Below are 17,767 nucleotides of genomic sequence, written 5' to 3'. Positions count from 1 at the left end.
AAAAAGGCAATAAGCTGTCAGGGCCTTTTAATAGCCACGAGGCGCTCCCGCAGCGGCGCGGCTGTCCATCGCACCGTAATAGCGAGCCCCGCCGCCCTTCTCGATTTCGGCCAGGCTCTTGCCGCCGATGAGTATTCCGGCGGCCTGCCCCCATATCGTCCAGTCCGGGTCGATATCGACATCGTGCCCCATGCCGGTGAGCAGCCGCCGCGTGTCGGGCGACAGCGCATAGGGCTCCATATAGACCTTGTCCGGCAGCCACTGGTGGTGGATGCGCGGCGCGTCGATCGCTTCCTGGATGTTCATGCCGTGGTCGATGATGTTGACGATCGCTTCCAGCGTAATCGTGATGATGCGCGCGCCGCCAGGGCTGCCGATGACCATGAACGGCTTGCCGTCCTTCGAGACGATGGTCGGGCTCATCGAGGACAGCGGCGTCTTCTTCGGCTCGATCGCATTGGCTTCGCCCTGCACCAGCCCGTAGAGATTGGGTACCCCCGGCTTGGCTGTGAAATCGTCCATCTCGTTGTTGAGCAGGATGCCAGTGCCCGGCGCCACCACGCCGGCGCCGAAGGAGCCGTTGAGCGTGTAGGTGACGGCGACCGCATTGCCCTCGTCGTCGACGATGGAGTAATGCGTCGTCTCGTTGCTCTCGCCAAAACCTTCCGGCTTCAGATCCTGCGAAACGCCGGCCTTGAACGGACTGATCTTGCCGCGGATTTCCTTGGCGTAATTCTTGTCGAGCAGCTTCTCGACCGGGTTTTTCACGAAGTCGGGATCGCCCAGCGCCGTGTTGCGGTCGACATAGGCATGGCGCATCGCCTCGATCATGACATGCGTCGTGTCGGCAGAACCGTAACCGAGATAGGAAAGCGGATAGCCTTCCAGCACGTTGAGGATTTCGCAGATGATGACCCCGCCCGAGCTCGGCGGTGGCGACGACACGATCTCATAGCCGCGATAATTGCACTTGATCGGCTCCAGCTCGCGCACCGAATACTGCTCGAAATCCTCCTTCGCCAGAATGCCTTTCATGGACATGCTGGCGCTGACGATGGCATCCGCGATCGGCCCCTTGTAGAAAGCGTCCGGCCCCTTTTCCGAGATGCTGGAGAGCGCCGTGGCGAGGTCAGGCTGAACCAGCGTCTCGCCGGCGGCGTAAGTCTTGCCGTCCGGCTTGAGGAAAATAGCTGCGGCCGCCGGGTCCTTCGCCAGTTTCTTGGCACCGCCTTCCAGCGACGTCACATCGCCTTCCTCAAGGACAAAACCTTCCTTGGCCAGGCGAATGGCCGGCGCCATCAGATCCTCGCGCGACAGTTTTCCATATCTGGTCCGGGCCGTCTCGAAGCCCATGACCGAGCCCGGCACGCCGACGGCCAGATAACCGCTGGTGCTGAGGCCCTTTATGAATTCTCCCTTGTCGTCGAGATACATCGTCTTGGTCGAGGCAAGCGGCGCGCGCTCGCGGAAATCGAGGAACGTCGTCTTGCCGTCCTTCAGGCGGATGGTCATGAAGCCGCCGCCACCGATATTGCCGGCAGTCGGGTAGACGACGGCCAGCGCGTAGCCGACGGCCACCGCCGCATCCACGGCATTGCCGCCCTTCTTCAGCACGTCGACGCCGATCTCCGACGCCAGATGCTGCGCGGTGACGACCATGCCGTGCTCTGCCTCCAGCGGCTCGGGCGATACGGCGAAGGCGGGTGACAACGGGATGAGGCCGACCGCGCTGCCAACGGCAAGGACAATCGATCTGCGAAAGGATTTTTCCATGTGGCTGCCTCCGAGGATTCTGATCTCCGACAGACAAGCCCGTCACGCCGGCCGTGTCCAGCACGAATGAACAGGGCAGCATCCGCTCAAGGACACGTTGAATGATGCCGTGTCAGGCTGGGTGATCGGCGCCGCAATCCGCCCGCAGAGTGGCGAAGGCGGCCTGCGCAATGGCGTCCTGACCCGCCTGCATATCGGCAAGGAAATTGTCATAATCCTGCCAGAGAGGCTGCAAGATCTCGACCGGACTGCCCGGCTTGCCTTCGCAGCTGACAAACCCCGCGGCCTCCGCATCGACAAATATATTGCGGATATGCGTTCGCGAGACGCCAAGACGATCCGCGATGGAGCCGAAACTCTGTTCGCGGGGGTAGCGCGAGAGTGCGGCCTGCGCCACGAGCAGGAACGCGCAGTAGCCGGCATTGCGGGTGAGAAAGGTCATAATCGGTTGGTGGCGCGTGAAAACCGTGGCCTTGTCGAGTGCCAGAAACATCGCTTTGCGTATTTCGAAATGCACGCGGGGGTCCTGCCGCAAGGCCCAGTCGTAGCCGCGGTCGGGATAAAGATCGTGCAGGAAGCGATGGTAGACGGCGAGATGATCGCGATCATGCGCCAGCAACTGCTCGGTCGGCTTGAGGATGCGGACCCTGATATCGGATGGGGATTCAACAGAAACGACGTAGCCCACCTGACGAAAGCGGGCGACAAGGTCCTCGACACGGCGCGCACTTGCCAGGCCGCGCTCGACAAGGACATTTTGAACCTGCCCGAGCGTTGCCCAGGTCGTGCGGTCGTCCTCGTCATGGGAGACATGAAAGCCGACGAGCAGCGCCCTCAGCATGATCGTGCCGGAATCGATCATCAGCCGGGTGACGAAGCGGTTGTCGGCAAACAACCCGACCAGGGCATCAATATGGGCGCGCCGAGCCTCAGCAAAACGAGGATGAGCCAGAATCTCTTCCGCCGTCTTGCTGTTCATAGGCACGGCGCGGCAGCGTAAGCGTGCGGCGCCTCCACCTTCCCACTGCTTCCCATCCCGCAACTCGATCACATCGGGCTTGCAACCGCAAGATGCTGTTGTCACGTCGGATGTCGCGAATCAGACATAGCCACGCGTTACCGGAACCACACCGGAAAGATCTGGCCTACCGGTTTCGCATCACCACGCAGGCACCGCCGGCGCCGCGCAATTTCTGGCAGATGATGTCGGCAGTGGCGCGGCTGTCGGCGCCTATCCTGACAGCATAGATGCCGCGCCGGCCGATGGGCGAGCGTATGCGGCTGACCACCGGATCATAGCCACGCAACAGCGCCGGAAATTTCGCCCTCTCGCGCTGCCATTGGCGGATCGCCGCCGACTGGCGGAAATTGCCCGCCACCTGAATGCCCCACGGCTTGACGTTGATGCGGGCCATGGGGATCGTCGCGGCTTTGACGATCGGCAGTCGTCGGCAGGCTTCGGAAAAATCCTGCTTCTTGTCGAGCGGATGGATCGTGCCGGCATAGGAAGCGTTGGTGAAATTGTCCGCCGGCTCGCCCATGATGTCGAGCACGTAGTTTTCTGTTTCCATGGGCAGGAAGCCGCCGGAAGAGAGCCAGCGCGACACCCGGGTCTCGCCGGCATTGTAGGCAGCCGCCGCCAGGCCGAGATTGCCGAAGCCTGTTTTCAGCTCGCCGAGATATTTGGCCGATGCCTCGATCGCCTGCTCGATGTCGAACGGGTCGGCAAGCCCGCGTATCCTGGCCGTACCGGGCATGAACTGGGCAATGCCTTCCGCGCCCGCCGGGCTCACCGCATTGGCGTCGAAGCGGCTTTCCTTCCAGATCAGGCGGGCAAAGAAATCGCGCGGCACGCCGAAGCGGCCGGCATGGGTGTCGATGAGATTGCAGATGCGGCCGACAGTCGCCGGTTTTGTTCTTCCGGGCGGGTCGGCAAGGGCCGTCTCGCTCCAGGCGATCGCGCAAAAGAGCAGGGCTGCTTTTGCGAGGCTGCGCATGCGCTATTCTGCTGCCTGCTTGCCGCGGCCGAAGCGCTGCTCGATATAGTCGGCGACCAGCCTTTCGAAATCCTCGGCGATGGCGGGACCACGCAACGTCATCGCCTTCTTGCCGTCGATGAAGACGGGAGCCGCCGGCATCTCGCCGGTGCCGGGCAGCGAAATGCCGATATCGGCATGTTTCGACTCGCCGGGTCCGTTGACGATGCAGCCCATGACCGCGACCTTGAGCTCTTCGACGCCCGGATATTTCTCGCGCCACACCGGCATGTTCTTGCGCAGGTCCGCCTGGATGTTCTGGGCCAGTTCCTGAAACACCGTCGAGGTCGTGCGGCCACAGCCGGGGCACGCCGCCACGATCGGCACGAACTGCCTGAAACCCATCGTCTGCAGAAGTTCCTGCGATACCTGCACCTCGCGGGTGCGGTCGCCATTCGGCTCCGGCGTCAGCGAGATGCGGATCGTGTCGCCGATGCCCTGCTGCAGCAGGATACCCATGGCCGCCGACGAGGCGACGATGCCCTTGGAGCCCATGCCGGCTTCTGTCAGGCCGAGATGCAGCGCGTGGTTGGAGCGCTGCGCCAGCATCGTGTAGACGGCGATAAGGTCCTGCACTTGGCTGACCTTGGCCGACAGGATTATTTTCTCCCGCGCGAGACCGATCTCTTCAGCCGCTTCCGCCGAGATCAGCGCCGACTGCACGATCGCCTCGCGCGTCACTTCCTGCGCTGTCAGCGGCGAGCCGCTGTTCTGGTTCTCGTCCATCAGCTTCGTCAGAAGCTCCTGGTCGAGGGAACCCCAGTTGACGCCGATGCGCACCGGCTTGTCATATCTGATCGCCATTTCGACGATCGCCGCGAATTGCTTGTCCTTCTTGTCCTTGAAGCCGACATTGCCCGGATTGATGCGGTATTTCGCTAGGGCCTCGGCGCAGGCCGGGTGATCGGCAAGCAGCTTGTGGCCGATATAATGGAAGTCGCCGACCAGCGGTACATTGATGCCGATCCGCTCCAGCCTCTCGCGGATCGCGGGTACCGCGGCAGCCGATTCGTCGCGGTCGACCGTGATGCGCACGATCTCGGAACCGGCACGATGAAGGGCGGCCACCTGCGCCACGGTCTGGTCGATATCGGCCGTGTCCGTATTGGTCATCGACTGCACGACGACCGGCGCACTGCCGCCGACGATCACGCCACCGACGTCGACGCCGACCGAGTGGCGGCGGGGAAAGGGGGAGGAAAAATATCCGGTCATTACCGGCAGCCTCTTTGCGAAAGGTAGTCACGCCTGACGTGGAGGACGCCGCGCCCGATGTCAATGGCCGCGACGTTTCGCTCACCCGTCAGTCTATATCGAGCGGCATTATTGAACCAAAGGGTTTACAGTTTTTTATCGGGCTGATATTGAACCATATGGTTTTAGATGACACCCCCGCCCTGGATGGTATTTTCCGTGCGCTGTCGGACCCGACGCGGCGGGCGATGCTGCGCAGCCTGACGGCCCGCGAGCAGAATATCGGCGAGCTTGCCGCCCCCTTCGACATGTCGTTTGCCGCAGCCTCGAAGCATATCCGCGTGCTGGAAGCGGCCGGCCTCATCCAGCGTCGCGTCGAGGGACGCTCGCATGTCTGCCGCATCGAGCCCGCCCCTTTGAAAGCCGCCGACGAATGGCTGCGCTTCTACGAGAATTTCTGGTTGGACCGGCTCGACACGCTCGAAGCCATCTTGCGGGCCGAGGACGAGCAAAAGCAGGGAGAGAAGCCGTGATCCGGGTAAAACTCACCAGCGTACTGGTCGAAGACCAGCAGAAGGCAAAGGCTTTCTATACGGAAACGCTTGGCTTCGCGGTCAAGCGCGACATTCCCTTCGGCAATGGCGCAAGCTGGCTGACTGTGACGGCCGCCGACGAACCGGACGGCACCGAGCTGTTGCTGGAGCCGGTGCATGGCGTTGCCGAGGCGGTGACTTTTCAGAAAGCCCTGTTCGCCGCCGGCATTCCGATCACGGCCTTCGGCGTCGACGACATCCACGCCGAATGTGCGCGGCTGACATTGCTCGGCGTCGAGTTTCGTGGATCGCCGACGAAACCGGCAAGCGGCCCCACGACCGTCGCGCTCAACGACACTTGCGGCAATTACATCCAGCTGTTCCAGATCGACGAAGCGAACTGAGCCTCAAAGTGCGAGCTCCCAGGTCTGGCCGACCAGATCCTGGCCGAAGGAGTGGTGACGGTCTTCCTCGACCAGCTTGAACCCCGCCGTCTGATAGATGTGCCGGGCAGCCAGGAGTATGTCGTTGGTCCATAGCGTCATGGTCTTGTAGCCCTTGGCGCGGGCAAAGCCGATGCATTCCTCGACCAGCCGACGGCCGAGGCCGAGACCCCGCGCCGAGGGATCGACATAGAGCAGCCGCAGCTTGGCGACGGTTTCGGATTTACGCACGATAAAGACCGAGCCGACCACTTCGCCGTCCCGCTCGGCAATCCAGGCCCGTTCCCATTCAGGATCGAAATCCCTGACGAAGGTGCTGAGGATTTCAGCCACCAGCGCCTCGTAGCTCCCGTCGAAACCATATTCCTGCGCATAAAGCACGCCCTGCCGGTGCGTGATCCAGCCGATGTCGCCGACCTGCAACGGCCGCAGGCTATAGGGTTCCTTCGGTTCCGCACCGCCAAGCAGGCGCTGCATCGTCTGCATCGCCTTCACTGCCTTTTCCCGATCTTCGACGGACAGACGCCCCAGCAGCGTGGCGACCTCTTCTGCGGATGCAAGGTTCAGCGGCGCGAAAGCTGCGCGGCCGGCAACGGTCAGCGACAGAACCGTCTGGCGACCATCGAGCGTGGACGGTACGCGCGTCAAAAGACGACGGGTCTCGAACTTCTTTAGAAGCCGGCTGAGGTAGCCGGCATCGAGCCCCAGTTCCCGCGTCAGGTCGCTTGCAGTCAGGCCGTCGCGGTTCGCCAGCTCATAAAGAACCCGCGCCTCGGTCAGCGAAAAATCGCTTTTGAGCAACCCCTCTGTCAGCAAACCGATCTGCCGGGTGTAGAAACGGTTGAAGTTCCGCACGGCAGTGATCTGGTCTTCTGTGGGAGTGAGAATTTTGAGCATTGGAGCACCATGGAAAGCGTCCATCCTCGTCAAATTACTTGACTTAGTCAAGTAATTTTCGGCTTGTGGCACGTCCTTCCGTGCCGTCCTGTCGCACCACATTCGCAATTTTGCTGCAATGCAATATATAGAGTGCGCCGCACCATCATCGACAAAGGACATTCGTCATGGCCGCAACAAGAACAGCAATCGTCACCGGCTCGACCTCCGGCATCGGCCTTGCGATCGCCCATGCGCTTGCAGCACAAGGCTGCAACATCGTCGTCAATTCCTTCTCCGACACGGCTGACGACCACGCCACCGCGGACAAGATCGCGAAAGATCATTCGGTCGAGACGATCTACGTCCAGGCCGACATGTCGAAGCCGGCCGAATGTCGCGCGCTGGTTGCCAAGGCCGCCGAAAAATTCGGCTCGGTAGACATTCTGGTCAACAATGCCGGCATCCAGCATGTCGCGCCGGTCGAGGATTTCCCGATCGACAAATGGGATGCGATCATCGCCATCAACCTGTCGTCGGCCTTCCACACGATCGCGGCCGCGCTTCCGCTGATGAAGAAGGCCCGCTACGGCCGCATCGTCAACATCGCCTCGGCCCACGGCCTTGTCGCCTCGCCGTTCAAGTCTGCCTATGTCTCGGCCAAGCACGGCATCATGGGCCTGACCAAGACGGTAGCGCTCGAAGTTGCCACCGACGGCATCACCTGCAACGCCATCTGCCCCGGCTATGTGCTGACGCCGCTGGTCGAAGCCCAGATCCCCGACCAGATGAAGGCCCACAACATGGACCGCGAGACCGTCATCCGCGAGGTCATGCTCGACAAGCAGCCGACCAAGGAATTCGTCACCGTAGAGCAGATCGGCGCAACCGCCGCCTTCCTCTGCTCAAACGCCGCCGCCCAGATCAACGGCACGCATATCTCCGTCGACGGCGGCTGGACGGCCGAATGACAGCGCACTTTCCTTCTCCCCGTTTACGGGGAGAAGGTGGCCCGAAGGGTCGGGGCAGCGTCTCGTTTTCAAAAGCTGGCTCCGCCCCTCATCTGCCTGCCGGCATCTTCTCCCCGTGAACGGGGAGAAGAAAGCAATTGAAAGGACAACGCCATGACCACAAACGGCAAGGCGGAAGACAAAAAACCGATCAATGTCGCCCTTCAGGGCGGCGGCTCGCATGGCGCCTTTTCCTGGGGCGTGCTCGACCGCCTGCTGGAAGACGGGCGGCTTGATATCGCCGCTGTGTCCGGCACCAGCGCCGGCGCCATGAATGCGGTCGCACTCGCCGATGGCTGGGTGCGCGACGGCGCCGACGGTGCGCGGCAAAAACTTCACGATCTGTGGCGCGCGGTGGCGCGGAAGGGCCGCTTCAGCCCGGTGCAGCGCGCACCGTGGGATGTGGTTTGGGGCAACTGGTCGATCGAGAACACGCCGGGCTACATCTGGTACGACATGGTGTCCCGCTCGCTGTCGCCCTATCTCGCCAATCCGCTCAACGTCAATCCGCTGCGCGACGTGGTCGAGGCCGAGATTGACTTCGACAATGTCCGCTCCCGCAAGGCGATCAAGCTGTTCATCTCGGCGACCAATGTCGAGACCGGCCAGTTGCGGGTCTTCGACCACAACGAGATCACTCTCGACGTGGTCATGGCTTCGGCCTGCCTGCCGCAGATTTTCCAGGCCGTGGAAATCGAGGGGCAGCCTTATTGGGATGGCGGCTATGGCGGCAATCCGGCGATCTTTCCTTTCTTCGATCAGGCCGCGACCGAGGATGTGCTGCTGGTGCAGATAAACCCGGTGGTGCGCGAGGAAACGCCTAAAACCTCCAACGAGATCCAGAACCGCATCGACGAGATCACCTTCAACGCAGCCCTGCTGCGCGAATTCCGCGCCATCGCCTTCATCAAGGAGATGATCGCTTCCGGCCGCCTGCCGCATGGCGAGTATCGCGATATCCGCATGCACCGCATCGATGCCGACGAGGCCTTCAAGAATCTTTCGGCGTCATCGAAAATCAATGCCGAATGGGCCTTCCTCGAATATCTGCGCGATCTCGGCCGCAATGCTGCCGGCGACTGGCTGGAGGAGAATTTCGATGCCATCGGCAAGCGCGCGACGCTCGACCTGACCGACGAATTCGAAGGCCGCTTCGGCCCGCTGCATCGCAAGGATCCAGGCAAGCGTGTGCGCGAATTCTTGGCGACGCGCAAGAAACCGGCTGGCGCCCGTCCTCATGTCTGAGCGTGCGCCTCAGGGTCGGATAGCGAGTTCGACGACTTTGACGAGCCCGCGCACCGCCTTGCGCTGCTCTTCCGCACCGGTGATCCTCATCTTCATGCCTTCGAGACCGTCGAACAGCATGTCGGCGAGCACCATCGGCGACAGGCCGCGAGCGGCCAGATCGGCACCGGTGCTCTTGGCTTCGCTCTCGATTGCAGCCGCGAAATGACCGACCAGCATCGAGCGCCACGCCTCGACCACATCGCCTGCAAGGCTGCCCTTCATGTCGAGGATTTCCGCGCCATGCGGCGATTCCGAAATCTCCGCCATGACCGAGATGATTGCCGTGTCGATCGCAAGCCACATGCGCTCGCTGAGCGGCTTGCCGGTGGTCAGCGCAGCCTTTGCCCTGGCGTATGAGCCTTCAAGCAGGACCGACGCCAGCGCGCGAAAAATGTCGGTCTTGTTCTTGAACAGGAGATAGAGCGCCGGGCGTGAAACCTCGGCCGCCCGGGCAATGTCGTCCATGGTCGTGCGCGAGAAACCATAGGCGAGAAACATCTTCATCGCCCCGTCGAGAATGCGGGCACGTTTCGGGTCGATGGCTGTTTCTGCGGTCTCGGTCACGGCAAATCTGTCCTTGCAAACGTCTATTGACATAATGACGAATTTTGTCAAGATGTAGAAACATCGGAAGCGCAGGCTTCACGGCAGGCTGTGGACGACAACAAAGGGTATCCCCATGCGCCTCATCGTCGACGGAAAACCAATCGACATCGAAGCCGATCCGGAGATGCCCCTGCTTTGGGCGCTGCGCGACCTCGCCGGCAAGACAGGGCCGAAATTCGGCTGCGGCATCGCTGCCTGCGGTGCCTGCACCGTGCATATGGACGGCACACCCGTCCGCTCCTGCATCCTGCCGCTCAGAGAGGTGCATGGCGAAATTACCACCATCGAAGGCATCTCCACAGACGGCAAGCTGCACCCGGTGCAGCAGGCATGGCTGGAGGAGCAAGTCGCCCAATGCGGCTACTGCCAGGCCGGCCAGATCATGAGCGCGGTGGCGCTGCTCGACGAGATCGAGAGCCCGAGCGACGAGGACATCGACAACGCCATGGGCGGCAATCTCTGCCGCTGCGGCACCTATCCGCGCATCCGCGCCGCGATCAAGAAAGCGGCAGCACTCAAGACGGCGGGGATCTGACCATGGCCAGCGTTGGCAAGATCGCCCGCCGCACATTCCTGATCGGCGCAGCCGCCATCGCCGGCGGCGTCGCCATCGGCTACTACTATTACCGCAAGCCCTACCCCAACCCGCTCGAAGGCGAGCTTGCCGAGGGCGAAGCCACCTTCAACCCCTATGTGAAGGTCGCCTCCGACAACACCATTACCGTCATCGCGCCGCGCGCCGAGATGGGCCAAGGCGTTTCAACCTCGCTTGCCGCTCTGGTCGCCGAGGAACTGGATGTCGGCCTCGACCGGATCAAGGTCGAGCACGGCCCGGCCGCCTACGCCTACTACAATTCCGAAATGCTGGCCGAAGGCGGCCCCTTCGCCTTCTACAATGACGGCCTCGTCGCCGAGACGGCGCGTGGAGCCATGGGCGCGCTCGGCAAGATTCTCGGCTTCCAGGGCACCGGCGGTTCCTCCTCGATCCGCGACGGTTTCGACAAGATGCGCCAGGCCGGCGCCGCAACCCGCCATGTCCTGGTGGAAGCAGCAGCGAAGAAACTTGGCGTGCCGGCCTCCGAACTGGAGACGGCCGACGCAACCATCACCCACAAGGCATCCGGCAAGAGCGTCACCTATGGCGAGGTCGCGGTTGCAGCCGCGCAGATCGAGCCGCCGGCAACGCTGAAGCTCCGGGAAAAGGCCGAGTGGAAGCTACTCGGCAAGCCGCAGATGCGCACTGACATGCTGGCTAAGGTCACCGGCGCGCCGATCTTCGGCGTCGATGTCACCTTGCCCGACATGCTGCACGGCACGGTGAAGATGAGCCCGCGCTTCTGGTCGAAGCCGGTCAAGTCCGACCTCTCCAAGGCCGAAAAAATGTCCGGCGTGATCAAGATCGTACCGCTCGACACCACCTACGGCCATGGCTTCGGCGTGATTGCCGAAAATACCTGGGCGGCGTTCAAGGCTGCCGAAGCCATCGAGGTCGAATGGACTGAGGCCGAATATCCCGCTGACAGCACCGCAATCTCCAAGGCCCTGGCTGACGCGCTCGCCACGCAAGGCTCGGCGCTGCGCGACGACGGCAATGTCGACACCGCCTTCGCCGACGCGCCGCGTGAAAGGATCGTCGAGGCCGACTATGCCGCGCCCTATCTCGCCCATGCCTGCATGGAGCCGATGAACGCCACGGCCCGGCTGAAGGACGGCGTGCTCGATATCTGGTCGCCCAACCAGATGCCGACCATAACCCGCCAGCTTTGCGCCGGTGCTGCCGGTATCGAGCAGGACAAGGTCAATGTCCACACGACTTTCCTCGGCGGCGGCTTCGGCAGGCGCGGCGAGATGGATTTTTCCATCTATGCCGCCCTTCTGGCGAAGGAAGCCGGCGGGAAACCCGTGAAGGTCATCTGGACACGCGAGGAGGACACCCGCCACGATGTCTACCGCCCTGCGGCAGCTGGAAAATTCCAGGCCCGGCTCGGTGATGACGGCCTTCCGGTGGCCATCGACATGACGATCGCCTCCCCCTCGATCATCGCCAGCGTGCTGCGGCGGACGTTTCCGTCGCTGTCGCCCGTCGGACCGGACAAGACCATCGCCGAGGGCTCGTTCGACCAACCCTATGTCGTGCCGAACTATCGCGTCGCCGCGATCCCTGCGCAGATTTCGGTGCCCGTCGGCTTCTGGCGCTCCGTCGGCAATTCCTACAACGGCTTCTTCCACGAAGCCTTCATGGACGAGATCGCGACCGCCGGAAAAACCGACCCGGTCGAGCTGCGCCGGAAGCTGATGACGGCACACCCGACCGCGCTGAAGGTCGTCGAGAAAGTCGCCGAGATGTCGAAATGGGGCGAGACGCTGCCAGCCGGCAAGGCCAAGGGTTTTGCCTTCACGCTGAGCTTCGGCAGTTGGGTCGGTGAGGTCGTCCAAGTTGCCGACACGCCGGCTGGCATCCGCATCGAAAAGGTCTGGATCGCCGCCGACGTCGGCACGGCGATCGATCCCGGCATCATCGAGGCACAGCTGGTCTCCGGCGCGATCTACGGCCTGTCGGCGGCGATGGGCCAAGAGATCACCTTTGCCGACGGCATGGTGGAGCAATCGAACTTCCACGATTTCGACGCCATGCGCATCTTCCAGTGCCCAACCTTCGAGGTCGCCATTCTGGAGAACGCCAAGAAGATGGGAGGCGTCGGTGAGGTCGCCACGCCCCCGGCCATTCCCGCACTCGCCAACGCCGTCTTCGCACTGACAGGCAAGCGCATACGCAGCCTTCCGCTCTCGAAGGAAGTGAGTTTCGCATGAGGGCATTCATCGTCATCGCGACCTCGGCCATCATGGTCTTTGCCATGGCGACATGGGTTCTGGCGCAGGAAACCCAGACGCCGGCGACTGTCGATGCAGCGGCGGGATTGCCGGAATGGGAAAAGATCTACGCGGTGTTTTCGCATCCGCGCTGTGCCAACTGCCATGTCGAGGATGATCATCCGCGCTGGTCGGGCGCGCATTACGGCAAGACCCGCTTCCACGCCTTCAACGTTCAGCGCGGCATTGACGGTTCGGGCTTGGGCAATCCGGGGTTGCGCTGCATGACCTGCCATTTTGAGACCAACTCCGCCGTGCTGCACGGCCCGCCCGGTGCCGAGAACTGGCATCTGGCACCAGCCGAAATGGTCTGGTTCGGAAAGTCGTCCGGCGAAATCTGCGCCCAGATCAAGGACCCGGCGCGCAATGGTGGCAGGACGCTCGCCGAAGTCGCCGAGCATGTGCGCAGCGACAAACTCGTCGGCTGGGGCTGGAGCCCCGGGCCTGGGCGCGAACCGGCTCCCGGATCGGCCGAGGAAACCTATCAGGCAATAGAGAAATGGGCGGCCGCCGGCGCGCCCTGCCCGTAATCTGCAAACCGTCGGCCTGGATATGCAAGGCTGACGTCATCTTCGCCGGTTAACCAGAGCTCCTGACAACCCAATGTCAGGATTGGGCGACCTATGAATTTTTCTGACTATTTTGCGTCACAAACTTGCGATAAAAGGCGCTCACCGTTCAACTTTTCGCGAACGAACCGATTGAACCCGGCGATAGGCGCACCCATATCCGGCGGCGCGCCTCAAGCACGAGAGTGGCCTCGCCGGGGCCCTTACATTGGAAATGGTCATGGCCAAGATTAGGTTCCACAAGCTTGCCGCTATCATTGTGCTCATCGGCTTTGCCGCCTGGATGGGCACGGGCGAGTTCTCCTCCGTCGGCAGTGCTGCCACCGAAGCCGAAAAGAAGAAGGCCGAGACAGAGGTGCCAAAGGCTCCGCCCCGCACCGTCGCCGTCATCACGCCGCCGCAGCGCACCTATGCGCGCGTCATCCGCATCTCCGGATTGACCGAGGCCGACAAGCGCGCTGTTCTGGCGACCCGCGTCGCCGGCGTCATCGACAAATTGCCGGTCAAGCAGGGCGATCGCGTCAAGACCGGCGATCTCGTGCTGATGCTGGCGGCAGAGGAAAAGCTGTCGGCGGTTGCCAACGCCAAGCAGGTCCTGGTGCAGCGCAAGGCAGAGCTGGACGCGGCCGAGCGGCTGGCCAAGACCGGCAATCTGGCAAAACTCCTGCTCGACACCGCGCGCTCCAATCTCTCCTCGGCCCAGTCGTTGCTCGACACAGCCCAGGCCGAACTCGACCGCAACGAGGTGAAGGCCCCGTTCAACGGCGTCATCGACCGCGTTCCGGTGGAACTTGGCAGCGCCGTCATGCAGGGCGGCGAGGTTGCGACCATCCTCGCCCTCGACCCGGTGATCGCGCGCGGCGAAATCAGCGAGCGCGACCTGCGCTACATCAAGATCGGCGACGAGGCCGATGTGCGCATGGTCAACGACCAGACGGTCAAGGGCAAGGTGCGCTACATCAGCCGCGATGCGTCTTCGGCGACCCGCACCTTCCGCATCGAAATCGCCATCCCCAATGCCGACGGCGCAATTCCGGCCGGCATGACCGCCGAAATCGCGCTGAGCGCACAGCCGACCGACGCAGTGATGCTGCCGCGCTCGGTGGTGACGCTGGGCGACAAGGGCGATCTCGGCATTCGTTCCGTCGACAAGGATGACAAGGTCACCTTCTTCCCGATCGATCTCGTCGATGATTCGCCGAAAGGGCTGGTGCTCGGCGGCATTCCAAGTGACGCCCGGATTATCGTAGCTGGCCAGGAACTGGTGAAGGAAGGCGACGTGGTCAAGCCCGTCGATGCCGACCAGGAAACCTTGCGCAAGCTGATGGGCGAAACTACCGGCAGCACGCAATAAGCGGGACCACAGAGCATGAATATCGTCAAGCTCGCAATAAACAACGCGCGCCTAACAATATCGGTGCTGTTCTTCCTCGTGCTGGCGGGCGCCATCGCCTATGAGTCCACGCCCAAGGAAGCGGAACCTGACGTTCCGATTCCGATGATGTATATCAGCCTGATCTACCAGGGCATTTCGCCGGAAGATTCCGAGCGCCTTCTGCTCCGGCCGATGGAAAGCAAGCTGAAAAGCCTCAAGGGCCTGAAGGAAATGCGCTCTGCCGCCTTCCAGGGTGGTGGTTACGTGCTGGTCGAATTCCAGCCGCAGACCGATCTGGCGACCGCGTTGCAGGACACCCGCTCCAAGGTGCAGGACGCCAAAGCCGACCTGCCGCAGGCGGCAGAAGAGCCGACCGTCAACGAAGTCAACATCTCGGAGTTTCCCGTCCTTGTCGTGACGCTGTCGGGCGACGTGCCGGAGCGCGTGCTGACCGCTGCCGCGCGCGAACTGCGCGACCGCATCGAAGAGATCCCCGGCGTGCTCGAAGGCTCGCTGCAGGGCGCCCGCGACGACCTTGTCGAGGTGCTTATCGACCCGATGAAGCTGTCGTCCTACGGCCTGCAGCTCGACCAGCTGATCCAGGGCGTTGCGGCGTCCAACAGCCTTGTCGCCGCCGGCAACATCGAAGGTTCAGAAGGCAAATACGCGGTCAAGGTACCGTCCCTGATCGAGACGCCCGAGGATGTGGCCTCACTCCCGATCGTCGCCGGCCCGAACGCTGTAGTCCAGGCCAAGGACATCGCCACGGTGCGATCGACCTTCGCCGACGCAGAGACGATCACCCGGCTTAACGGCAAGCCGGCCATCGCCATCGAGGTCAAGAAGCGTATCGGCTCCAATCTTATCGATACGATCGGCCATGTGAAGGAAGTGGCCGACGCCTATATCAAGGTCATGCCGCAAGGCATGAACGTGACCTACACGCAGGACAAGTCGGTTTTCGTCAACCAGTTGCTCGGCGACCTGCAGAACCACGTCATGATCGCCGTGATCCTGGTGTTCATCGTCATCCTCTACGCGCTGTCCGGCCGGGCCTCCCTGCTCATCGGCCTGGCGATCCCGTCCTCGTTCCTGATGGGCATCCTGCTGCTCGCCATGATGGGCTTCACGATCAACATGATCGTGCTGTTCAGCCTGATCCTGGCGGTCGGCATGCTGGTGGACGATGCCATCATCGTCACCGAATTCGCCGAGCGCCGCATGAGCGAAGGCATGCCCAAGGAGGAGGCGTTCGCGCTGGCCGCCCAGCGCATGGCCGGCCCGGTCATCGCCGCCACCATGACCCGCATCGCCGCCTTCTCGCCGCTGCTGTTCTGGCCCGGCATCATCGGCGATTTTATGAAATACCTGCCGATCACACTGATCGTCACGCTTGCAGCGTCCATGCTCTATGCGCTGGTGTTTGCGCCGACGCTCGGGGCCATCTTCGCCAAGGCGCCTGTCCACGAGGAAGAACATCGCGACGGCCGCTACATGGCCATCGTCAAGCAGGCCGTGCGCTATCCGATTACCGTCTGCCTGCTGACCGTGGCGCTGCTGGTGGGCGTGTTCATGGCCTATGGCAAATATGGCGCTGGCGTCGAATTCTTCCCCAATGTCGAGCCCGACTACGGCCTTCTCTACGTCCATGCGCGCGGCAACCTGTCGCTCGCCGAAATGGACGCCGCCACCAAGGCTGCCGAAAACAGGCTGCTCGGCTGGCCCGGCATCAAGTCGGTCTACACCCGCGTCGGCAAGACGCAGGGCGGCGGCCAGGACATACCGGAAGACGTCGTCGGCGTAATCCAGTACGAGTTCGTCGACTGGCGCGAGCGCAAGTCGGCCAACAGCATCCTCGACGATCTGCGTGGCGTGATGGCCGGCATTCCGGGCGTCGACGTGGAAGTTCGCGTGCCTGACGCCGGCCCGCCCACAGGCAAGCCGGTGCAGATCAGGCTTTCCGCCGCCGACCCGGCCGGCCTCGACCAGAAGGCGCGCGACGTTGCTGCCCGCATTGCCCAGGTACCCGGCGTCATCGACATTTCGGACGGCCTGCCGCCGCCCGGCGTCGACTGGGCGCTGACCGTCGATCGGGCCAAGGCCGCGCAATACGGCATCAGCCCGACTTCGGTTGGAACGGTCGTCCAGCTGGTGACGAACGGCCTGAAGCTCAGCGAGTACCGGCCCGCCGGCGCCGACGACGCGGTCGACATCCGCCTGCGCCTGCCGGAAGACCGGCGTACCCTGTCGGCGCTCGACGAACTCCGGGTCCAAACGAGCCAGGGCTCCGTGCCGATCTCCAACTTCGTCGTCCGCAAGCCGGAGCCGACCACCGGCATCCTCCATCGCATCGACGGCGCCCGCACAGTGGTGGTGCAGGCAAACGTCGCCGCCGGCCAGCAGGTCGCCGCGGTGCAGGCGCAGGTCAGCCAGGCAGTCACCGACATGAAGCTGGAAGGCGTGCGCTGGAAGCTCGCCGGCTCCAACGAGGACAGCGAGGAGGCCAGCGCCTTCCTCAGCAAGGCCTTCGGCGCCGCGATCTTCCTGATCTTCCTCGTGCTTCTGGCGCAGTTCAACAAGTTCACCAGCGTCTGGCTGGTGCTGTCCTGCGTGGTCATGGCGACGATCGGTGTGTTCCTCGGCCTGCTCCTGACCGGTGGGGCTTTCGGCATCGTCATGTCCGGCATCGGCGTCATCGCGCTGGCCGGCGTGGTGGTGAACAACAATATCGTGCTGATCGACACCTACGACCGGCTGCGCGAGGAAGGCTGGGACAAGACAGAAGCCGTCCTTCAGACCTGCCGCGAGCGTGCACGGCCGGTGGTGCTGACCGCGGTTTCGGCCATCCTCGGCGTTCTGCCGATAGCCTTCGGCCTCGGGCTGGAAATCTTTCACCACGAGACGACGATCAACGCGCCGTCGACCCAGTGGTGGATTTCGCTGTCCAGCGCCATCGTCTTCGGCCTGTCGTTTGCCACCGTGCTTACGCTGGTGGTGACGCCGGCCATGCTGATGGTGTTCACCCGCGCAAAGCGCCAGCCCGGCGCGCAGCGCAACTGGTTCAGCCGGCTGTTCCGGCGCGGCAAGAAGGCCGACGCGACCACCGAGGGAGCTCCCGTGGTGACCACTGCCGAACCGGTCGCCTACCCCAAGGCCGCCGAATAAATCGAAGCGAAAGCGACCGTCCCGGGCAA

15 protein-coding genes are annotated in these 17,767 nt (G+C 62.9%); 9 read left to right on the top strand and 6 right to left on the bottom strand.

Translation table 11 applies throughout. From position 1 onward, the window contains the following. Positions 1-27: 27 nt before the first annotated feature. The 4 genes from ggt to ispG all read right to left on the bottom strand — a co-directional run bounded on the left by ggt (position 28) and on the right by ispG (position 5,024). Positions 28-1,773, bottom strand: a complete 1,746-nt coding sequence (gene ggt / locus WBQ96_RS10460; protein WP_336550074.1) for a gamma-glutamyltransferase — start codon at positions 1,771-1,773, stop codon at positions 28-30. A gap of 112 nt (positions 1,774-1,885) precedes the next feature. Beyond that, the gene (locus tag WBQ96_RS10455) at positions 1,886-2,752 is read right to left on the bottom strand and encodes a hypothetical protein (RefSeq protein WP_336550076.1); all 867 of its coding nucleotides are present in this window, start codon (positions 2,750-2,752) and stop codon (positions 1,886-1,888) included. 166 nt (positions 2,753-2,918) lie between these two features. Next, positions 2,919-3,770 carry a lytic transglycosylase domain-containing protein gene (locus WBQ96_RS10450; RefSeq protein ID WP_336550078.1) on the bottom strand — a complete coding sequence of 284 codons (852 nt, stop codon included), beginning with the start codon at positions 3,768-3,770 and terminating at the stop codon, positions 2,919-2,921. A 3-nt stretch (positions 3,771-3,773) separates the two neighbouring features. Next, complete coding sequence (gene ispG, locus WBQ96_RS10445) at positions 3,774-5,024, bottom strand: flavodoxin-dependent (E)-4-hydroxy-3-methylbut-2-enyl-diphosphate synthase (protein ID WP_336550080.1); 1,251 nt, start codon at positions 5,022-5,024, stop codon at positions 3,774-3,776. Positions 5,025-5,062: 38 nt separating this feature from the next. Here ispG and WBQ96_RS10440 point away from each other — a divergent pair, with 38 nt between their 5' ends. Together WBQ96_RS10440 and WBQ96_RS10435 are read left to right on the top strand one after the other, a co-directional pair. Beyond that, entirely contained in the window at positions 5,063-5,536 is a 474-nt protein-coding gene (locus WBQ96_RS10440) for an ArsR/SmtB family transcription factor (protein ID WP_336550082.1), read from the top strand. Continuing rightward, positions 5,533-5,940, top strand: a complete 408-nt coding sequence (locus WBQ96_RS10435) for a VOC family protein (RefSeq protein ID WP_336550084.1) — start codon at positions 5,533-5,535, stop codon at positions 5,938-5,940. Before WBQ96_RS10440 ends, WBQ96_RS10435 begins: the two co-directional genes overlap by 4 nt. Before the next feature lie 3 nt (positions 5,941-5,943). On the opposite strand, the gene WBQ96_RS10430 is transcribed toward WBQ96_RS10435, so the two are convergent. Next, complete coding sequence (locus tag WBQ96_RS10430) at positions 5,944-6,876, bottom strand: bifunctional helix-turn-helix transcriptional regulator/GNAT family N-acetyltransferase (RefSeq protein WP_336550086.1); 933 nt, start codon at positions 6,874-6,876, stop codon at positions 5,944-5,946. A gap of 167 nt (positions 6,877-7,043) precedes the next feature. On the opposite strand from WBQ96_RS10430, the gene WBQ96_RS10425 reads away from it, so the two are divergent. Together WBQ96_RS10425 and WBQ96_RS10420 are read left to right on the top strand one after the other, a co-directional pair. Further along, the gene (locus WBQ96_RS10425; RefSeq protein WP_336550087.1) at positions 7,044-7,826 is read left to right on the top strand and encodes a 3-hydroxybutyrate dehydrogenase; all 783 of its coding nucleotides are present in this window, start codon (positions 7,044-7,046) and stop codon (positions 7,824-7,826) included. A 153-nt stretch (positions 7,827-7,979) separates the two neighbouring features. Next, the gene (locus tag WBQ96_RS10420) at positions 7,980-9,110 is read left to right on the top strand and encodes a patatin-like phospholipase family protein (RefSeq protein WP_336550089.1); all 1,131 of its coding nucleotides are present in this window, start codon (positions 7,980-7,982) and stop codon (positions 9,108-9,110) included. A gap of 9 nt (positions 9,111-9,119) precedes the next feature. Here WBQ96_RS10420 and WBQ96_RS10415 read toward each other — a convergent pair whose 3' ends face one another. Next, positions 9,120-9,716, bottom strand: a complete 597-nt coding sequence (locus WBQ96_RS10415) for a TetR/AcrR family transcriptional regulator (protein WP_336550091.1) — start codon at positions 9,714-9,716, stop codon at positions 9,120-9,122. 115 nt (positions 9,717-9,831) lie between these two features. Here WBQ96_RS10415 and WBQ96_RS10410 point away from each other — a divergent pair, with 115 nt between their 5' ends. The 5 genes from WBQ96_RS10410 to WBQ96_RS10390 all read left to right on the top strand — a co-directional run bounded on the left by WBQ96_RS10410 (position 9,832) and on the right by WBQ96_RS10390 (position 17,738). Next, positions 9,832-10,293: a (2Fe-2S)-binding protein gene (locus tag WBQ96_RS10410; protein WP_336550093.1), complete on the top strand. Its 462-nt coding sequence runs from the start codon at positions 9,832-9,834 to the stop codon at positions 10,291-10,293. Between the two features lie 2 nt (positions 10,294-10,295). Continuing rightward, entirely contained in the window at positions 10,296-12,569 is a 2,274-nt protein-coding gene (locus tag WBQ96_RS10405) for a xanthine dehydrogenase family protein molybdopterin-binding subunit (RefSeq protein WP_336550095.1), read from the top strand. Continuing rightward, the gene (locus WBQ96_RS10400) at positions 12,566-13,159 is read left to right on the top strand and encodes a hypothetical protein (protein ID WP_165118266.1); all 594 of its coding nucleotides are present in this window, start codon (positions 12,566-12,568) and stop codon (positions 13,157-13,159) included. The genes WBQ96_RS10405 and WBQ96_RS10400 overlap by 4 nt, the downstream gene beginning before the upstream one ends. Before the next feature lie 259 nt (positions 13,160-13,418). Beyond that, positions 13,419-14,552 carry an efflux RND transporter periplasmic adaptor subunit gene (locus WBQ96_RS10395; RefSeq protein ID WP_336550097.1) on the top strand — a complete coding sequence of 378 codons (1,134 nt, stop codon included), beginning with the start codon at positions 13,419-13,421 and terminating at the stop codon, positions 14,550-14,552. Between the two features lie 15 nt (positions 14,553-14,567). Continuing rightward, on the top strand, positions 14,568-17,738 hold the full coding sequence (locus tag WBQ96_RS10390; RefSeq protein WP_336550098.1) for an efflux RND transporter permease subunit: 3,171 nt from the start codon (positions 14,568-14,570) through the stop codon (positions 17,736-17,738). Positions 17,739-17,767: the final 29 nt, after the last annotated feature.

Source organism: Mesorhizobium sp. CCNWLY176 (genome assembly GCF_037153935.1).
Lineage (GTDB): Bacteria > Pseudomonadota > Alphaproteobacteria > Rhizobiales > Rhizobiaceae > Mesorhizobium_M > Mesorhizobium_M zhangyense.
The sequence above is the reverse complement of the archived record's forward strand: the minus strand, read 5'-3'. Positions and strand labels throughout refer to the sequence as shown.